The following is a 15909-nucleotide window of genomic DNA, read 5'->3' on the forward strand; positions in this document are numbered from 1 at the left end:
CTTATCCCTGGGGGCATGCCCCGTCACCTCTGTGTACGGCAGGATGTCTGCCGAGCACTGACAGGGCGTCGCCACGGGGCCTGGTCCTGGGCAGTTGCTGGCCCCATCTCAGTGCGTGCACCTTGCCGGTCTGAGCATGGACCTTGTCGAAGATCACCGTTTTACGGTTTTTCGACCTTGGCCCAATAGTTTGCGTCGACTAGGGAATCTACTATCGCGGGTATCGTTTTCATGAGGTGCCCCCATGTATCCCTACGCCGCTCCTTTGAAAGACATGGCCTTTGTGCTGAGTGAGTTGCTTGAGCACAAATCCCTGGACCTGCCGGTCTTCGGCGAGGTCAGTCCTGATCTGATCGATGCCGTGCTGGAAGAAGCCGGAAAGCTAGCCACCGATGTGTGGGGGCCCCTGAATGCCACAGGGGACCGCCAGGGCTGCCAACGACGTGACGACGGCGGGGTGACGCTGCCGGATGGGTTTGCTGAGGCTTACCAGGCCTACGCGGAAGGCGGCTGGAATGGCATTGGTGTATCCGAGTCGCTGGGCGGACAAGGGTTGCCGGAGGTGGTGGCCAGTGCTGTCCAGGAAATGTTGCATGGCGCCAACATGGCGCTGGGCCTGTGCCCTATGCTGACAGCCGGTGCGATCGAAGCACTGGCGCACCATGGCGATGAAGCACTGCGCGAACGCTACCTGGAGCGTCTGGTCGAGGGTAGCTGGACAGGCACCATGAACCTGACCGAGCCCCAGGCAGGCTCTGACCTGTCACGCGTACGCACCCGTGCGGTGCCAGAGGGCGATCATTTCCGCGTGTTCGGTCAGAAGATCTTCATTACCTGGGGGGAGCACGATGCAGCGGACAATATTATCCACCTAGTGTTGGCACGCACCCCTGATGCGCCCGAAGGCAACAAAGGCATCTCGCTGTTTCTGGTACCCAAGTTTCTGGTCAATCAAGACGGTAGTCTGGGTGAGCGCAATGACGTCGTGTGCGCGTCCATAGAGCACAAGATGGGGATTCATGGCAGCCCCACCTGCACCCTTAGCTTTGGTGAAAAGGACGGGGCCATCGGCTATCTGGTCGGTGAACCCGGACGCGGCCTGAATCATATGTTCACCATGATGAACGAGGCACGTCACAAGGTAGGGATTCAGGGCATCGGTGTGGCAGAGCGTGCCTGCCAGCATGCCGTGGCCTACGCCAACGAGCGCTCCCAGGGAAAAACACCGCCAGCCCGAGGCGGCGAGGCCTGTGATATCGCCCAGCATCTGGATGTGCGACGCATGCTGCTGTCGATGCGGGCGCGCACTGACGCCTTGCGCGCCCTGGCGTTGCTCTGTGCGCAGCAGCTGGATGTTGCACGGCATCACGATGATGCCAGCGTCAGACAGGCCGCCCAGGCCCGTGTGGATGTGCTGATTCCGGTGGTCAAGGGCTTTTCCACCGACCAGGCCGTGGAGATTGCCTCCATGGGGGTGCAGGTGCATGGCGGGATGGGCTTTATCGAGGAAACCGGTGCTGCCCAGCTGCTGCGAGATGTGCGCATCGCGCCGATCTACGAAGGTACCAATGGCATTCAGGCACTGGATTTTGCCGGGCGCAAGCTGCAGCGTGATGGTGGCGCGGCGATGTCGAGCCTGCTGGATGACGTCGATGGCACCGCCCAGGCGCTGGGGTCTCACCCGTCACTCGAAAAGCTGGGCCATGAGCTGGCGGCGGCGAGCCAGGATCTCCGGGCCTGCCTCACCAGGGTGCTGGAAGAGGGCAGCGACGAACACAGCGGAGCGGATGCGGTGCAAGCCTACGCCACCCCTTTGCTGTCACTGGCAGGACACGTCCTGTGTGCATGGCAGATGGGGCGTGCGGCTCTGGTCGCACGAGCCGCTCTGGACGCCGGGCAGGATGACGAGTTCTATCGTCGCAAGCTGGTCTGTGCCGACTTTGCGATTCGTCACTGGCTGCCCGAAGGGCGCGCGCAACGGTCTGTGATCGAAGCCGGTTACCAGGACTGGCTGTCACTGTCACTCGCGTGATCTCGTGGCCGCCGAGGCTTCTCGGCGGCTATCTTTGTTTCAGGCCCATTCCACTTGCCATTTATCCTTCGCCAACGGAAGACGCAGGCCGTCACTGGGTCAACATGCGCCATAAAATAAGGAGTTACTAATGAGTAGTCTTTATGACCAGGGGATGCCACGCAACACAGCCAACCATGTGGCGATCTCTCCGTTGACCTTCATCGAACGTACGGCCAGCGTCTATCCCGATCTGCCTGCCATCGTGCACGGACAGGTGCGCCGCGACTGGGCTACCACCTGGCAGCGTTGCCGTCGCCTGGCCTCGGCGCTGGAGCAGCGCGGGCTTGGCAAGGGGGATACCGTATCGGTGATGTTGCCCAACGTGCCGGCCATGTTCGAGGCCCACTTCGGCGTGCCCCTGGCAGGCTGCGTGCTGAACACCTTGAACATTCGCCTGGATGCGGCGGCCATCGCCTACATGCTGGAGCATGCTGAGTCCAAGGCCATTCTGGTAGACCCCGAGTTCGTCGAGGTGGTGGGCGAGGCGGTGAAAGGCCTCGAGCAGCCCCCTTTGATCATTGATGTGCTGGACCCTGAGTTCGAGGGGAACGCCGAGCGTCTGGGGCAGCTGGAGTATGAAGCGCTGTTGGCGGAAGGTGACCCTGAGTATCCCTATCGGCTGCCAGAGGACGAGTGGGACGCGATCTCGCTGAACTACACCTCGGGTACGACCGGCAAGCCCAAGGGGGTGGTCTACCATCACCGAGGCGCCTACTTGAATGCGGTCAGCAATATTCTTGAATGGGCCATGCCACACCATCCCGTCTACCTGTGGACGTTGCCCATGTTCCACTGCAATGGCTGGTGTTTTCCCTGGACCATCGCCGCCAACGCCGGGGTCAACGTATGCCTTCGCAAGGTTGACCCCAAGCGCATCATGGAGTTGATCGCAGACGAGAAGGTCAGCCACTTCAGCGGGGCGCCGATCGTACTTAACGGCCTGGTCAACCTTGAGGCGGCAGACCGTCGACCCATCGATCATCCGGTCAAGGCGACGACGGCCGGCGCAGCACCGCCAGCGGCGGTGATCGCGGGCGTTGAAGCGATGGGAATCGACGTGACCCATGTCTATGGTCTGACCGAGGTCTACGGTCCGGTCACCGTGTGTGCCTGGCGCGAAGCCTGGGATGCGCTGCCGCTGCAGGAGCGCGCCCGCCTCAAGGCCCGACAGGGTGTGCGTGGTCACATGCTGGAAGCACTCTGTGTGGCCGATCCGGTGACGCTAGAGCCTGTGCCGAAGGATGGGGAGAGCATTGGCGAGATCATGATGCGCGGCAACAATGTCATGAAGGGGTATCTCAAGAATGAGGCCGCCACCCGAGAGGCGCTGGACGGCGGCTGGTACCACACCGGCGACCTGGCGGTCTGGCATGCCGATGGCTATATCGAGATCAAGGACCGCTCCAAGGACATCATCATTTCCGGGGGCGAGAATATCTCGACGATTGAGCTCGAGGATGTGCTGTATGCGCATCCTGGCGTCGAGGAAGCCGCCGTGGTGGCGCAGCCCGACGAAAAGTGGGGGGAGAGTCCCTGTGCATTTATCAAGCTCAAGGCGGCTCATTCTGAGGTGACCGAACAGGACATCATCGAACACTGTCGCGAGCGCTTGGCGCGGTTCAAGGTGCCCAAGCGCATCGTGTTTGCCGAGCTGCCGAAGACTTCCACAGGCAAGATCCAGAAATTCATGCTGCGTCAGCAAGCCAAGGAAAGCTGACGCTACTCGCCCAGGGTAAGTTACCTGCCGAGGAACGTTGCATGACGCCGCCGGTCATCTCCGGCGGCGTTGCTATATGATCCAGCGTGGTCGTGCACTCACACAGTTATGTCGCAGATGTATCACCGATTAACCATTGAATGAAACCTAGAGGGACGATGCCATGAGCGAGACTCTGATCGGAGTCGTAGGAGGCGGTACCATGGGGCAGGGGATAGCCCAGGTGCTGATTCAGAGTGGTTTCCAGGTCACGCTGTGTGATGTCGCTGAGGAAGCCCTTGAGCGCGCGCAGACAGGAATCGCCAAGGGACTTGGCAGGCTGGTGGAGAAAGGTCGCCTCAGCGAGCAGGATCAGCAGGCTGCCAGTGCCCGCCTGGCGACGTCCACGTCGCTTGATGCACTGGCAGATCGGCAGGTGATTATTGAAGCCGCCCCTGAAGCCGCAGAGCTCAAGGAACGGTTGTTCAAGGAGCTGGACGCGCTCAATCACCAGGCCATTCTGGCCTCGAATACCTCCTCGCTGTCGCTCACTCGACTGGCCGGCGTGTGCCAACGTCCCGAACGGGTGGTGGGTATGCACTTCTTTAATCCGGTGCCGGTGCTCAAGCTGGTCGAGATCATTCGCGCTGAACAGACCAGTGACGCCACGGTGGCTCGTGTCGAGGCGCTGGCGGAGGCCATGGGCAAGACGTCTGTGGCGATTTCAGACTCGCCGGGCTTTGCGGTGAACCGACTGCTGGTGCCGATGATCAACGAGGCAGCGTTCCTGGTGCAGGAAGGCGTCGCCAGCGTAAACGATATCGATACGTCCATGCAGCTCGGCGCTGCCCACCCCATGGGGCCCTTGGCCTTGGCCGACCTTATCGGCCTGGATGTCTGCCTGGCGATCATGAATGTGCTGGCGGAAGGCTTCGGGGATCCGAAGTACCGTCCTTGCCCCTTGCTGAAGCGAATGGTCGATGCAGGTTATCTGGGCCGCAAGAGCGGGCGAGGATTCCACGACTACAGTGGTTGATGCGGCGTATATGCGCCAAAAGAATGGCTTGTGAGCCTACCAAGCGTTCGCTAGGGTGATGCGAACGCCTGGTCTTGAACCCCCGGTCTTGAAAGCCCGGTCTTGAGAGCCAGGCCTAACTATCACGGTTTCGAGCACAGCGTTGTGAAGCACGCGCTAGATCCCATGCTTGTTCGAGGCGTCTGGCCGTCACCCGTCCCGGGCGAGTGGCGGAGGGCGGCTGAAGCCTTCACAGCGGTGTCTGTCCCTTTACGTACAGGAGTCCCTGCATGAGTGAGCAACTGGTCGAGATGACCGATACAGGCGGCGTTGTTCGTCTGACCATCAACCGCCCCAAGGCGCTGAACGCTCTCAACAGTGGCGTCATCCAGGCGTTGGAAGACGTACTGGACCAGCTGGAAGGCCGCGAAGGGCTGCGTGCGGTGTTGATGACCGGCGCTGGCGAAAAGTCGTTCGTGGCAGGGGCCGACATCACCGAGATGCGTGAGATGTCACCTCAGCAGGCGCGCGACTTCGCGGCCCAGGCGTTGAAGACCGTCAAGCGACTTGAGACGCTGCCAGTGCCCGTGGTGGCCCTGGTCAACGGCTTTTGCCTCGGAGGCGGCTGCGAGCTGGCTTTGGCCTGTGACTGGGCGGTGGCCAGCGACAACGCCGTGTTTGGTCAGCCGGAGGTTCTGTTGGGCGTGATTCCTGGCTTCGGCGGCTCACAGCGCCTGCCGCGCCGGGTGGGGCCGGCCATGGCGCTGGACCTGTGCACCACCGGACGCAAGATTGATGCCGCCGAGGCGCTGCGTATCGGGCTGGTCAATCAGGTGATGTCCCAGGCGGAGCTGGAAGACTATGCCCAGACCTTGACCAAGCAGCTCGCTGGCAATGGTCCGGGAGCCGTGCGCAGTGCCAAGCAGGTCATCCACGATGGCTTGGATCAGGATCTGGACAGTGCGTTGGCGCTGGAGACCAGCCTGTTCGCGCTGTGCTTCGCATCCGACGAGCAGCGTGAAGGCATGAGCGCCTTCGTCGAGAAACGCAAACCCAACTTCTGACGGCGCGGGTTTGTCATAGCCTCGACAACACGGCCCTGGTGTTTACCAGGGCCGTGTTGTTGTAGGAAAGGTATGGGAAGGGGCATGGGGCATGGACGGCGATAGGGTGACGCTCGAGGGATGCGCAGAGGCAGACGCGGCAGAAACGCTAGTGCGTCATCAGATGGCAGATGACTACCTTCGCCACGGGCTGACCTGGGACAGTGAACGGTTTCACCAGCGTTTCCCCGAGAGGTGCTGGCGCTGGGCGGTCTGTGACCGTGGGCGAGTGGGGTTGCTGGCATGGGAGCAGAGTGCTGATGTTGTCGTGCTGCGGGAGCTGCATGTGGTGCCGGATGAACGCGGCAAGGGAATCGGTACGCACTTGCTCGCACTGTGGGAAGACATGGCGCGCTTGTCAGGTGCTCAATGCCTTCGCCTGCGTGTGCTGTCGGGGAGTCGCGCCGTGTCATGGTATCAGCGACAGGGGTATCAGCAGGTGCGAGGCTGCCCGACTCCCCATGGCCAGGTGCTGGGCCTGGAGAAAGCGGTTGTTCATGATCGCGCAGCCCACTCAGGAGCAGCAAAGGGTTGAGCTGATGAATACTGTTCCTCTCAGCGGGTCCCTGTATGCTGTGGGTTAGACGATACTGACGTCAGGGATGATTCCGGGAGGGCGGGCATGAAGACCATCGGTTTGTTGGGTGGAATGAGCTGGGAATCCACGGTGAGCTACTACCAGTACCTCAATCGTGGCGTCAACGAGACCCTTGGGGGACACCACTCGGCCAAGATCGTCCTGGTCAGCGTCGATTTTGCCGAAGTCGAGGCATTCCAGCGGCAGGGGCGCTGGGAAGACGCTGCCGCCTTGCTGGCAGGCGCTGCCTGGCAGGTGCAGGAAGCCGGCGCCGACATGCTCGTGTTGTGCACCAACACCATGCACAAGGTGGCACGTCAGATCGAGAAGGCCGTGGATATTCCCTTGCTCCACATCGCCGACGCCACTGCGGATGCACTGGTCATGGACGGGATCAAGCGTGTTGGGCTACTGGGTACGCGTTTCACCATGGAGCAGGGATTCTACAAGGATCGGCTCGAGGCCTTCGGAATTGACGTAAGGGTCCCTGACAAGCCCCAGCGCGAGCAAGTGCATCGCATCATTTACGATGAACTGTGTCATGGCCAGATCGTGCCAACGTCTCGCGATGAGATGCTGGCCATCATGGAGGAGCTTGCCGCTGATGGGGCCCAGGCCGTGATTCTGGGGTGCACCGAGATTGCGCTTCTGGTCAATCAGCAGGATACCGCGGTGGCGCTGTACGACACCACGGCGATCCACGCGAAAAGGGCAGTAGAACTGGCCATTGGCTGAGCTCAGCCAGCTTAACTGACACTTACCACATCGGCGTCATGGATCCTGTGGGCGCTGTCACGCTGGGGCGACACGATAGGGCGACACGAAAGCGTGTCACGATAGGGCGACACGAAAGCGTGTCACGACAGCGTGTCACGACAGCTCGCTGTGATAGATCGTCTCGACAGTCTGTTACGACAGCGTGTCGGCATTGTCGGGTAAGATCGCAGGGCTACCGCTCACCGCCACGTCGAGCGCACCCACCACTGACAAGGAACGTTGATGAAGCTGTCCTCTCTCGCCTGCTATCCGGTGAAGTCCCTGCAGGGAATCACCCTGTCCCATGCGGAACTTACCGAGCGCGGCCTGGCCCATGATCGTCGCTGGATGCTGGTCAATCCCGCGGGCAAATTCGTCACCCAGCGCGAGCTGCCAGCGCTGGCGACCATCGGTGTCGTCCTGACCGAAACAGCGCTACAACTGCGTCATGCGGATATGCCGCCCTTGGTGGTGCCATTGGCGGATACCAGTGGGGCCATGCTGGATGTGAGGGTCTGGGCAAGTGACTGCCAGGCGGAGGATGAGGGCCCTGAGGCGTCACAGTGGCTCGCCGCTGCGCTGGGCGCTCCTCAAGGATCCTTGCGCCTGGTGCGACTCCCCGATTCCGCCAGAAGGCTGGTCGAAACCGACTACCTGTCCCCCCAGGAACAGGGCGTGGTTCATACTGGCTTTGCCGACGGCTATCCACTGCTGATTGCGTGCGAGGCGTCTCTGGCGGCGCTCAACGAGCGACTGCTGGCCAAGGGAGAAGACCCCGTCCCGATGGAGCGCTTCCGTCCCAACCTGGTGGTGTCGGGCGCTGACGCCTTTGCTGAGCGTGACTGGAGCAGCCTGGCGGGCCCAGGCTATCGACTGGGGCTACGCAAGCCCTGCAAGCGTTGCAAGATCATTACCCTTGATCAGCGCAGTGGCGCTGCGCCTTCCCCCAAGGAGCCCCTCAAGACGCTGGTCGAAATGGACACACAGCCTGGCTGGAAAGGCGCCTACTTCGGTCAGAATGCCATCATCGAAGACGGTGTCGGTGCCGTGCTCAGGGTCGGCGACCACCTGGAAGCAAGCCAGCGTCCTGTCACCCTCTGAGGCGCTTCTCCTGGTGGTATCGGCGATGCAGTTCGCGAATCGCATCGCCGAACGCTGCGACTGGCCCGTCGACCTGAAGGCCCGGGACAATGGATCCAATCGGTAGCGGTGCCACCGGTGCCGGGGCGACCTCCCACTGCGCCAGCCATTGACCCAGTTGTTCAGACGAGCTGGCGTAGACAATCCTGCCAAGGCCGACCCAACCGTGGGCGGCGGCGCACATCGGGCAGTGTTCTCCCGATGTGTATACCGTGGCTTCCCTGCGCTCCTCTGCTGACAGGTGGGTGGCGGCCCAACGGGCGATGGCAAACTCGGGATGCTGAGTCGCGTCACCCGCCGCGACATGATTGTGGTCCTCAAAGCGTATCTTGCCGTGGCCATCGACCAGCAGCGAACCAAAGGGTTCGTCGCCCTTGTCCAGGGCCTGCTGTGCCAGTTCGATGCAACGGCGCAGGTGATGGAGGTCGGTCTCATTCATCAGCATGTCCTCATAAGTGGCAGCACTGACAGCGTCGTCTGCTAGGCCTGGGATGCCTCGGAGGAGGGATGCCAGGGTGTTCCCATGGACTCTAGCATGCGGGTTGACCCCACGCTGCGCTCGGTGACGCCAGTCTTTTCTTTGCTGAAACAAGCCTGCTTTGTCGATGTTTTCCTACGGAGCGGTCGGAGAATCGACTATTGATGCAGACCATTAACCCTAGGAGTCTGTGAGCAAGCGTGGCAGATCAGCGGATACGAGGTGCTCGGGATGACGATACGCAAAGGAGTGTTGGCCCAGCAGATGATCACGCTGCTGCAACAGGACCGGACGTTGCTGGAGGAACTCAGCGCTTCCGGGGAACTTCCCTCGATGGATTATCACCCGCGGGTTCGGGCGTTGTATCAGGACAATGCCGAGCGGCTGTCGGGGATCATCGATCGTCAGGGCTGGCCGGGCCGCGATGCCGCAGGCGAGGATGGTTGCGAGGCGGCGTGGCATATCGCCATGCATGCGGTGTTTGACGTCGACTTCATGCAGCGCTGCTGTGTTGCCCTGAAGCAGGCCGTTGGCGACGGTCAGGCTCCCGGGTGGCAGCTGGCCTACCTGGAGGATCGTATGCGCGTGCTGATGGGACAGCCACAGCGTTACGGCACCCAGTTCGAGATTGGTGAGGATGGCTGGCCGGTCCCTGGTGAGATCGAGAACCCTGCCGACGTGGACCGACGCCGACAGGCGCTGGGGCTGGAGCCGCTCTCTCAGCGCCTGGCCCGGCTGCGGGGTTCACCTAAGGGGCCTTCCTGGCATCAGGAGCGAAGCGCCGGCCCGGATCGATGGCGTGATTCGGCCTGAGGCGAGAAGGTGTGCGAGGTGGCGATACTTGCCAGGCGAGTGCGCGATGTTAGTGAGTGGCCGGAAGCGCATCGACCAGCTCCAGCGCAACGGCCATTCGAATCAGTTCAGCCAGATTGGCGGCACCCAGCGTCTTCATGATGCGCTGACGGTAGACCTCAATGGTCTTGGCGCTGAGGGATAGCTGTTCTGCGATTTCACGGCTGGTCAGACCCCGCGCCACCTCCCGCAGGATGGCTTGCTCATTGGCTCTCAGCGTGTCGTAGCGACGCTTCAGCTCCTGCTGTCGCGACCAGTGGTTCATCTGGCAGTGATGGAGATCCAGCGCCTGTTGAATCGTGTCGATCAGCTGCTGCTGGTTGAAGGGCTTTTCGATGAAATCGAAGGCGCCTGCCTTCAAGGCTGCCACCGCCATGGGGACATCACCGTGTCCCGTCATCATGATCAACGGCAGGTGCTGGTCGCGCTGGGCTAGCCGCTGCTGGACCTGAAGCCCACTGAGTCCGGGCATGCGCACATCCAGCAATAGCACCTGATGCGAATGGGTCGAGGCAAGAAAGTCATCACCGCTGGAGTAGCCTCTAGCGCCGAGTCCTACCGACTGCAGCAGCCAGGCCAGCGACTCCCTCAGATCTTCGTCATCATCGACGATGGCGACGGTGGCAGGCGGAACATCATGGGACATGGCAGTTACCGAGGTGGTCTGGCGAGCCTGGACATGTGGTGAGCACATGCTGACCGCCGATAACAGAAAACAAGAGACGTCGTTATCCTATCCGATTGGGGCCCTGCCGGGGACTGTTCATCGCGCTGGCGCTGGTGGGTGGTGCCGAGAGACGCGCGCGAGGCTGATGCGAAAGAGTGCACCGGTAAAGGGGGAAGACACCTGGAAGCGCTGAGAATCCTCTGGCACTGGAGCTCGGCACGTTGCGCCGTCACGACCAGTGTCCTCAAGCGTCAGCCCTCCGCCCATGGCCTCCAGCAATGACAGACTGATCGATAGCCCCATGCCAAGGCCCTCCGGGCGACTACTGACAAAAGGCGTGAAGAGCTGTGGACGCTGATCTTCAGGGACGCCTGGCCCGTTATCCAGAATGTCGATGCATACCGTATCTGCGCCGGTGGGATAGGCATCGACGAGGATACGGGGAGGCGAGGTAGTGGCCACCGTGTCGCGGCAGGCGTCTAGCGCGTTACGAATCAGGTTTACCAGTACCTGCTCCAGCCCCTCGGCGTCGGCAGTAACGTACAGGCCAGGAGGCGTCATGCACCAGATGAGCTGAACCCCTTCGTGGCGGCACTGTGGCTCCCACAGGTCGACCGCCGCAGAGATGATGGCGGAGAGGTCCTGGGGGGCAAGGTGCAGGCTGCCACGGCGAACAAACCGGCGAATATGCTTGAGACGGTCCGATAGCCGCTGAATCTGATGGCTGATTCGGGTGAGTGGAACGGTGAGCTCACTGGCAGGCTGTTGGGGATTGCGTTCAAGCTGCATCAGCGCGCCACTGGCATAGTTGCTGAGGGTCGCCAATGGCTGGTTGCACTCGTGGGCAATCGTGGTGGCCAACTCGCCGAGGGAGGCCAGCCGATTGGCATGAGTAATCTGTTCCTGGTGGCGCCGCGCTTGCGCTTCTGCTTCCAGACGCAGGCTGAGGTCTCGATTGACCAGGGATAGCTGGGCATGGCCTGCCTGTTCACGGTGTTGCTGGACCACACTGAGCACCGGAATGTCACCGCCAGGGCTGGCCAGGGCCAACTCTCCGCTCCAGCGTCCATGCTGGTGAATGGCTGGCAGTACCTGCTGGCACCAGGTCTGGGTAGCCTGGGTGGTCAGCAGCTGGCGAATGGCCAGCGAGGGGCTGTCCTTGGCAAGGCCCAGCAGCTCGCGAGCCGCCTGGTTCGAGTAGACCAGCGTCTCGTCTTCATCACAGAACAGCACGTAGTCCGTGGTCGATTCGACCACCCGTGCCAGGCGTTGACGTCTCGCTTCTTCCTCGACCCGCCGGCTGACATCGCGGGATACGCAGAGTATGTCGATCAAGTCGCCGGTGGCGGGGTCTCGGCGAGTTCGGCTCGTGGTCTCGAACCAGATGTAGTGGCCTTCACGGGTGCGGAAACGGTAGGTCTGCTCGTAGAAGCCTTCGTGGTAGTAAATGCTGGGTGACTTGCTCAGCAGGGCGGCCAGGTCGTCGGGGTGAAACATGTCATAGGCGCAGATGCCCACCAGCTCTTCCGGCGCAAAGCCGAGCAGCGACTGCGAGGCCTGGGAGGCATAGAGAAAGACGCCGTCCTGGTCATGCCGCGAGATCAGATCGGTGGTGCTTTCCGCCAGCCACTGATAGTGACGTTTTTCTTCTTCCAGCCGCGCGATGGTTTGCTCGAGCTCACGCAGCCGGGTGTCGGTAGTGGTGGACATGGGCACACTCGATAGCGATATGGCTTGTCTGGCAAGCGCAGGTCACACAGGGCGGCTGACTCAGCGCGCGGGGTCGATCATGCCCCCGAGTGAGGCGTTGCGTCGGAACCAGCCCGCGATGCTGGCCCGGGGGTGTCGCGTTGGCAACACTTCATGGGGTACTTGCTCTGACAGGAAGCACACCAGGGTCCCAGCCTGTGGCGCCACACGCGCCACTTCCCGATCCTGGTCATCGCTTGCGTAGATCACCATCTCACCGCCGCCGTCCTCAGGCCAGTCCGGATTGAGGTAGCCGACCGTGGAGACCACACGGTTGGCGCGGCCGCGAAAGCTGTCGAGGTGGCGACGATAGAAGGCGCCGCTGGGGTAGCGTGCCAGGTGCGCTTCATACTCGAAGAGGCCGAGAAACAGGCTGGCATTGAGGGCCTGCTGCAATTCCCCCATGGTGTCCAGGTAGCGCCGCTGAGCCAGGGTTTCCCGGTCGAGCCAATGGATGGCGTCTCCGCGAATATCATCGCGGGTTTCGTGCTCGTTGCCGCGTCCTATACCTGCCCTGGTCAGGGCCTCTAGACGAGCGCGGTCCTCGATTTCGCTGTGCAGGGCCTGGCAAAGCGCCGGATCCAGCAGTTCCTTGCCGATATAAAAGCCTTGCTCCACCAGCGCCTCGATCAACTCGTCGAGGCGGCCAGGGGGTAGAGGGCAAGCGTCTGGATAGCTCATAGTGCCGAAGTCGTCTCTTGCCAGGTGATGTCATGTGCCCTTGCGAGCCAGTGGTGGCTGTCTGCGTCAGGCATGTGGGGCCCGTCGCGGAGGCAGGTGGCGCAGTGTACCCTCAGGGCGGCGCGAGAGGCTCATTTCCTGGCCGAATCCCTCCGCCAGAAGCTCCACCAGCATCATCGCCGATAGCCCCCAGATCACGTAGTCCTCGCCTTGGTCGGCAGGGATCAGGTAGCTGGGCACGTAGAGGTTATTGCCGTCGACCGGGATGACATCGGTATGGGTGCGATGATCGTCAAGGAAGTGAGCCAGCGGCACCTCGAAGATGGCGTCCAGCTCGCCCTGATCCGGCGCCAGCGGGAGCCCCGGCGGTATGATGCCGACAAAGGGCGTGACCTTGAGCCCGTGCAGGGAAAGCACGTCGGACAGCTGACCGATCACCTCGACGTGATGGGCCTCCAGGCCGATTTCCTCTTCCGACTCACGCAAGGCCGTGGCCAGCAGGTGGTCATCTTGATCCTCGCGCTTGCCGCCAGGGAAGGCCACTTGGCCGCTGTGGGTCGACAGATGGCTGGCGCGACGCGTGAACAACAGGCCCGGCTCTGGTCGGTCGATCACTGGGATCAGCACCGCTGCCTCTGGCAGCTTGACCTTTAGCTGCCGCGGGGAATGCGCTTGCAGGCGTTTGCGTAGTTTCTCTAACATGGGGTGTCCGCTGGGTTTCGTTCGTTGTACCCAGCCCTACGTAGCGGCGTCAAGCCTGTCTCCCACTCCCTGCCAGGGAACGACAAGAACGATTGCAGCCCATGAATTTTTGCAGCCACTGTGGTGAGCCGGTCAGCTTTGCCATCCCTGAGGGGGATGACCGCCCGCGTTTCCTGTGCCATGCCTGCGGCACGATTCATTACCAGAATCCCAGGATCGTGGCGGGGACCTTGCCGGTGTGCGGCTCTCGCGTATTGCTGTGTCGGCGGGCCATAGCTCCCCGAGAAGGGTACTGGACGCTGCCGGCAGGTTTTATGGAGAACGGAGAGACGACACCGGATGCGGCCCGACGGGAGACCCGCGAGGAAGCCTGCGCCGATGTGGCGCTGGCGGGGCTGTACACCATGATCAATCTGCCCCACATCGACCAGGTCTTCATGATCTTTCTGGCGGAGCTGAACGGCAGCTATGCGGCGGGGCCGGAGAGCCTGGACGTGCAACTCTTTGAAGAACACGAGATACCCTGGGATGAGCTTGCCTTTCCCACCATCGAGCGCACCTTGCGGCACTTTTTCGAAGACCGGGGCACTGATCACTTCCCGTTGCACGTCAGTGACATCACCCCAGAGCAGCGCTCCGCCTTCTTCGGCAGTGCCTGAGCGGGGCCCATTCAACGCTGCTCGCCGTGGGCCTGTGATGGCGAGGCCGATCTGAGCGTGAGCCGAAGCTTGAGCCGAGCTGGAGCAGGAGGTCGCCGCTCGGCCACGCGCCAGACGTCACAGTTCGGCCAGGCGCCAGACGTCATAGGCCACTTCTTCATAAGGGTGTGAAAGTTTCAGTGCCGACACTGCCGCTTCAATCAACTCATCTGCACACACCATTTCGACCTTGAACTCCTGTACTCGCTCGAGCTCACCGACTCGGCCGATATGCGGATCCGCGCCATTCAAGGGCCTGAACTGACCTTCCCCGGCGGTCTGAAAGCAGCAGGCTTCATAGTCGCCGATACGGCCAGCACCGGTGGCGAAGACCGCTTCCTTGACCGCCTCCGCATGGTCGTGTGGTACGAAAAAGGCGAGCTTGTACATAACGTCTCCCTGGAGCAACAGTGCATGAGGGCCTGCGACTGCCTGCCCACCGGGCAGGCTAGACCCGTCAAGAACCGCCAAGTGTAGCCGGGGCGTGTCAGTGCCCGATACCCAGCCAGCGCTTCCACCATGGCAAGGCGTTGGCGTCCACGGCCTCCTGCTGGGCGCTGGTGGTGGAGTCCAGAAAGGCCTTGATGGGGTCGACTTGCTGGGGGCGATCGAGCATGGGAGCGTGTCCACAGCCAGGTACGCTCAATGTCTCGAGTGTTGGCTGTGCTTCGCCCATGCGCTGGACAATGTCTTCGCTGATCAGCGTGGAATCTTCGCCACGAATGACCATCAAGGGGCAACGTATGGCCCTCCAGTCGGACCAGGTATCCCGCGGCGTGTCATGGACAAATTGCTCGCCTATCCGGGGGTCGTAGTGATAGGTCCAGCTGCCGTCCGGCAGGCGCCGAGCGCTCTCCAGTGTCAGCTGGCGCCAACCGTCCTCGGTGTCGATGCCAAAGCCGGCGTAGTGGCGACGTAGCTCTGCTTCAAGCTGCCCCAGCCGCGTGAATCGATGGGGGACCGTAAAGTAGCTGGCAAGCTCGGTCAGCCCCGAGGGGTCGAGCTCGGGGCCGACATCGTTGAGCACCAGGCGTTCGATGCGGGATGCGCTGGCAGGATCTGCCGCCAGCAACATGCCGAGCAGGCCTCCCATGGAGGTACCAATCCAGGGGACGCTGTCCAACGAAAAGTGGTCGAGTACAGCTAACGCGACTGTCATGTAATGGGCGTATACATAGTCATTGGCCGGATACATGGACCAGCTGGAGAGCCCTCGCCCGGGGGTGTCAGGAGCAAGAACGCGCCATTCTGGACCCAGCTCTCTTGCCAGAGCTGCGAAGTCGCCACCATGGCGCGCCAGCCCATGCCAGGCCACTACCGTTTTCGGTGCTTCGGGGTGGAAAACGCGCACGGCGATCTCCAGTTCGCGATGTGTGACCAGGCTCAGATGATCCATGGCAGCTCCTGACGGGTGGCCTGACGGCGAGGATGCAAATGCTGCATTGCATCATTCTAGTCGAGCTAGAGGGTGCGTGCGAAATTGCGAAATTTTCACCATCCTTGCACGAAGGGCGGTAGAATAGTCCATCAAACATGCGACAATGTATGTATATCGATTGCTACTATTGGCGTATGCTGCAAGTGAAAGATCGTTGACCCGATGCAAGATCGAATCTCGCGGATGGCGCGGGAGTCGACCACGCTGTGTCAATGACGCGCCCCGCTGCTGTACCGGTCCTGATTGCCTGGAAGGAGCCCTCCGGGCCGGTGTGATGGGACTT

Annotated in this window: 16 protein-coding genes; 9 read left to right on the forward strand and 7 right to left on the reverse strand. The window is 61.8% G+C overall.

The features are described from left to right. Positions 1-244 precede the first annotated feature (244 nt). The 7 genes from KUW18_RS18470 to KUW18_RS18500 all read left to right on the forward strand — a co-directional run bounded on the left by KUW18_RS18470 (position 245) and on the right by KUW18_RS18500 (position 8322). Positions 245-2032 (forward strand): acyl-CoA dehydrogenase, encoded by a 1788-nt coding sequence (locus KUW18_RS18470; protein WP_222562071.1) that lies wholly within the window; start codon positions 245-247, stop codon positions 2030-2032. Positions 2033-2162: 130 nt separating this feature from the next. Continuing rightward, on the forward strand, positions 2163-3791 hold the full coding sequence (locus KUW18_RS18475) for an acyl-CoA synthetase (RefSeq protein ID WP_222164227.1): 1629 nt from the start codon (positions 2163-2165) through the stop codon (positions 3789-3791). Between the two features lie 163 nt (positions 3792-3954). Next, positions 3955-4806 (forward strand): 3-hydroxybutyryl-CoA dehydrogenase, encoded by an 852-nt coding sequence (locus KUW18_RS18480; RefSeq protein ID WP_206944354.1) that lies wholly within the window; start codon positions 3955-3957, stop codon positions 4804-4806. A gap of 269 nt (positions 4807-5075) precedes the next feature. After that, the gene (locus KUW18_RS18485; protein WP_222164226.1) at positions 5076-5849 is read left to right on the forward strand and encodes an enoyl-CoA hydratase-related protein; all 774 of its coding nucleotides are present in this window, start codon (positions 5076-5078) and stop codon (positions 5847-5849) included. A gap of 91 nt (positions 5850-5940) precedes the next feature. After that, positions 5941-6423, forward strand: coding sequence for a GNAT family N-acetyltransferase (locus KUW18_RS18490; protein WP_222562072.1), 483 nt, complete (start codon positions 5941-5943; stop codon positions 6421-6423). Between the two features lie 87 nt (positions 6424-6510). Beyond that, complete coding sequence (locus KUW18_RS18495) at positions 6511-7200, forward strand: aspartate/glutamate racemase family protein (RefSeq protein WP_222164224.1); 690 nt, start codon at positions 6511-6513, stop codon at positions 7198-7200. Between the two features lie 264 nt (positions 7201-7464). Further along, positions 7465-8322 (forward strand): MOSC domain-containing protein, encoded by an 858-nt coding sequence (locus KUW18_RS18500; RefSeq protein WP_206944349.1) that lies wholly within the window; start codon positions 7465-7467, stop codon positions 8320-8322. Here KUW18_RS18500 and KUW18_RS18505 read toward each other — a convergent pair. After that, positions 8312-8800 carry a nucleoside deaminase gene (locus KUW18_RS18505; protein ID WP_315900691.1) on the reverse strand — a complete coding sequence of 163 codons (489 nt, stop codon included), beginning with the start codon at positions 8798-8800 and terminating at the stop codon, positions 8312-8314. The two genes, KUW18_RS18500 and KUW18_RS18505, sit on opposite strands and share 11 nt — an antisense overlap. Positions 8801-9070: 270 nt before the next feature. Here KUW18_RS18505 and KUW18_RS18510 point away from each other — a divergent pair, with 270 nt between their 5' ends. Continuing rightward, positions 9071-9652, forward strand: a complete 582-nt coding sequence (locus tag KUW18_RS18510; RefSeq protein WP_222562073.1) for a DUF6624 domain-containing protein — start codon at positions 9071-9073, stop codon at positions 9650-9652. 49 nt (positions 9653-9701) lie between these two features. Here the strand turns inward: KUW18_RS18510 and KUW18_RS18515 are convergent, their stop codons facing one another. The 4 genes from KUW18_RS18515 to KUW18_RS18530 form a co-directional block, all read right to left on the reverse strand. Then, positions 9702-10385, reverse strand: a complete 684-nt coding sequence (locus KUW18_RS18515) for a response regulator transcription factor (protein WP_261396793.1) — start codon at positions 10383-10385, stop codon at positions 9702-9704. 69 nt (positions 10386-10454) lie between these two features. Beyond that, a complete protein-coding gene (locus KUW18_RS18520) occupies positions 10455-12068 on the reverse strand; it encodes a PAS domain S-box protein (RefSeq protein WP_222562074.1) in 1614 nt (537 codons plus the stop codon). 60 nt (positions 12069-12128) lie between these two features. Further along, entirely contained in the window at positions 12129-12788 is a 660-nt protein-coding gene (locus tag KUW18_RS18525) for a 2OG-Fe(II) oxygenase (RefSeq protein ID WP_206944342.1), read from the reverse strand. Positions 12789-12854: 66 nt separating this feature from the next. Beyond that, positions 12855-13490 carry a CoA pyrophosphatase gene (locus KUW18_RS18530; RefSeq protein WP_206944341.1) on the reverse strand — a complete coding sequence of 212 codons (636 nt, stop codon included), beginning with the start codon at positions 13488-13490 and terminating at the stop codon, positions 12855-12857. A gap of 101 nt (positions 13491-13591) precedes the next feature. Between KUW18_RS18530 and KUW18_RS18535 the strand changes: the two genes are divergently transcribed. Next, on the forward strand, positions 13592-14149 hold the full coding sequence (locus KUW18_RS18535; protein WP_206944340.1) for an NUDIX hydrolase: 558 nt from the start codon (positions 13592-13594) through the stop codon (positions 14147-14149). Positions 14150-14266: 117 nt separating this feature from the next. Here the strand turns inward: KUW18_RS18535 and KUW18_RS18540 are convergent, their stop codons facing one another. Together KUW18_RS18540 and KUW18_RS18545 are read right to left on the reverse strand one after the other, a co-directional pair. Beyond that, positions 14267-14578 carry a YqfO family protein gene (locus tag KUW18_RS18540; RefSeq protein WP_222562075.1) on the reverse strand — a complete coding sequence of 104 codons (312 nt, stop codon included), beginning with the start codon at positions 14576-14578 and terminating at the stop codon, positions 14267-14269. A 97-nt stretch (positions 14579-14675) separates the two neighbouring features. Further along, positions 14676-15584, reverse strand: coding sequence for an alpha/beta fold hydrolase (locus KUW18_RS18545; protein ID WP_222562076.1), 909 nt, complete (start codon positions 15582-15584; stop codon positions 14676-14678). Positions 15585-15909 lie beyond the last annotated feature (325 nt).

Source organism: Halomonas sp. DP5Y7-2 (assembly GCF_019802025.1).
Classification (GTDB): domain Bacteria; phylum Pseudomonadota; class Gammaproteobacteria; order Pseudomonadales; family Halomonadaceae; genus Halomonas; species Halomonas litopenaei_A.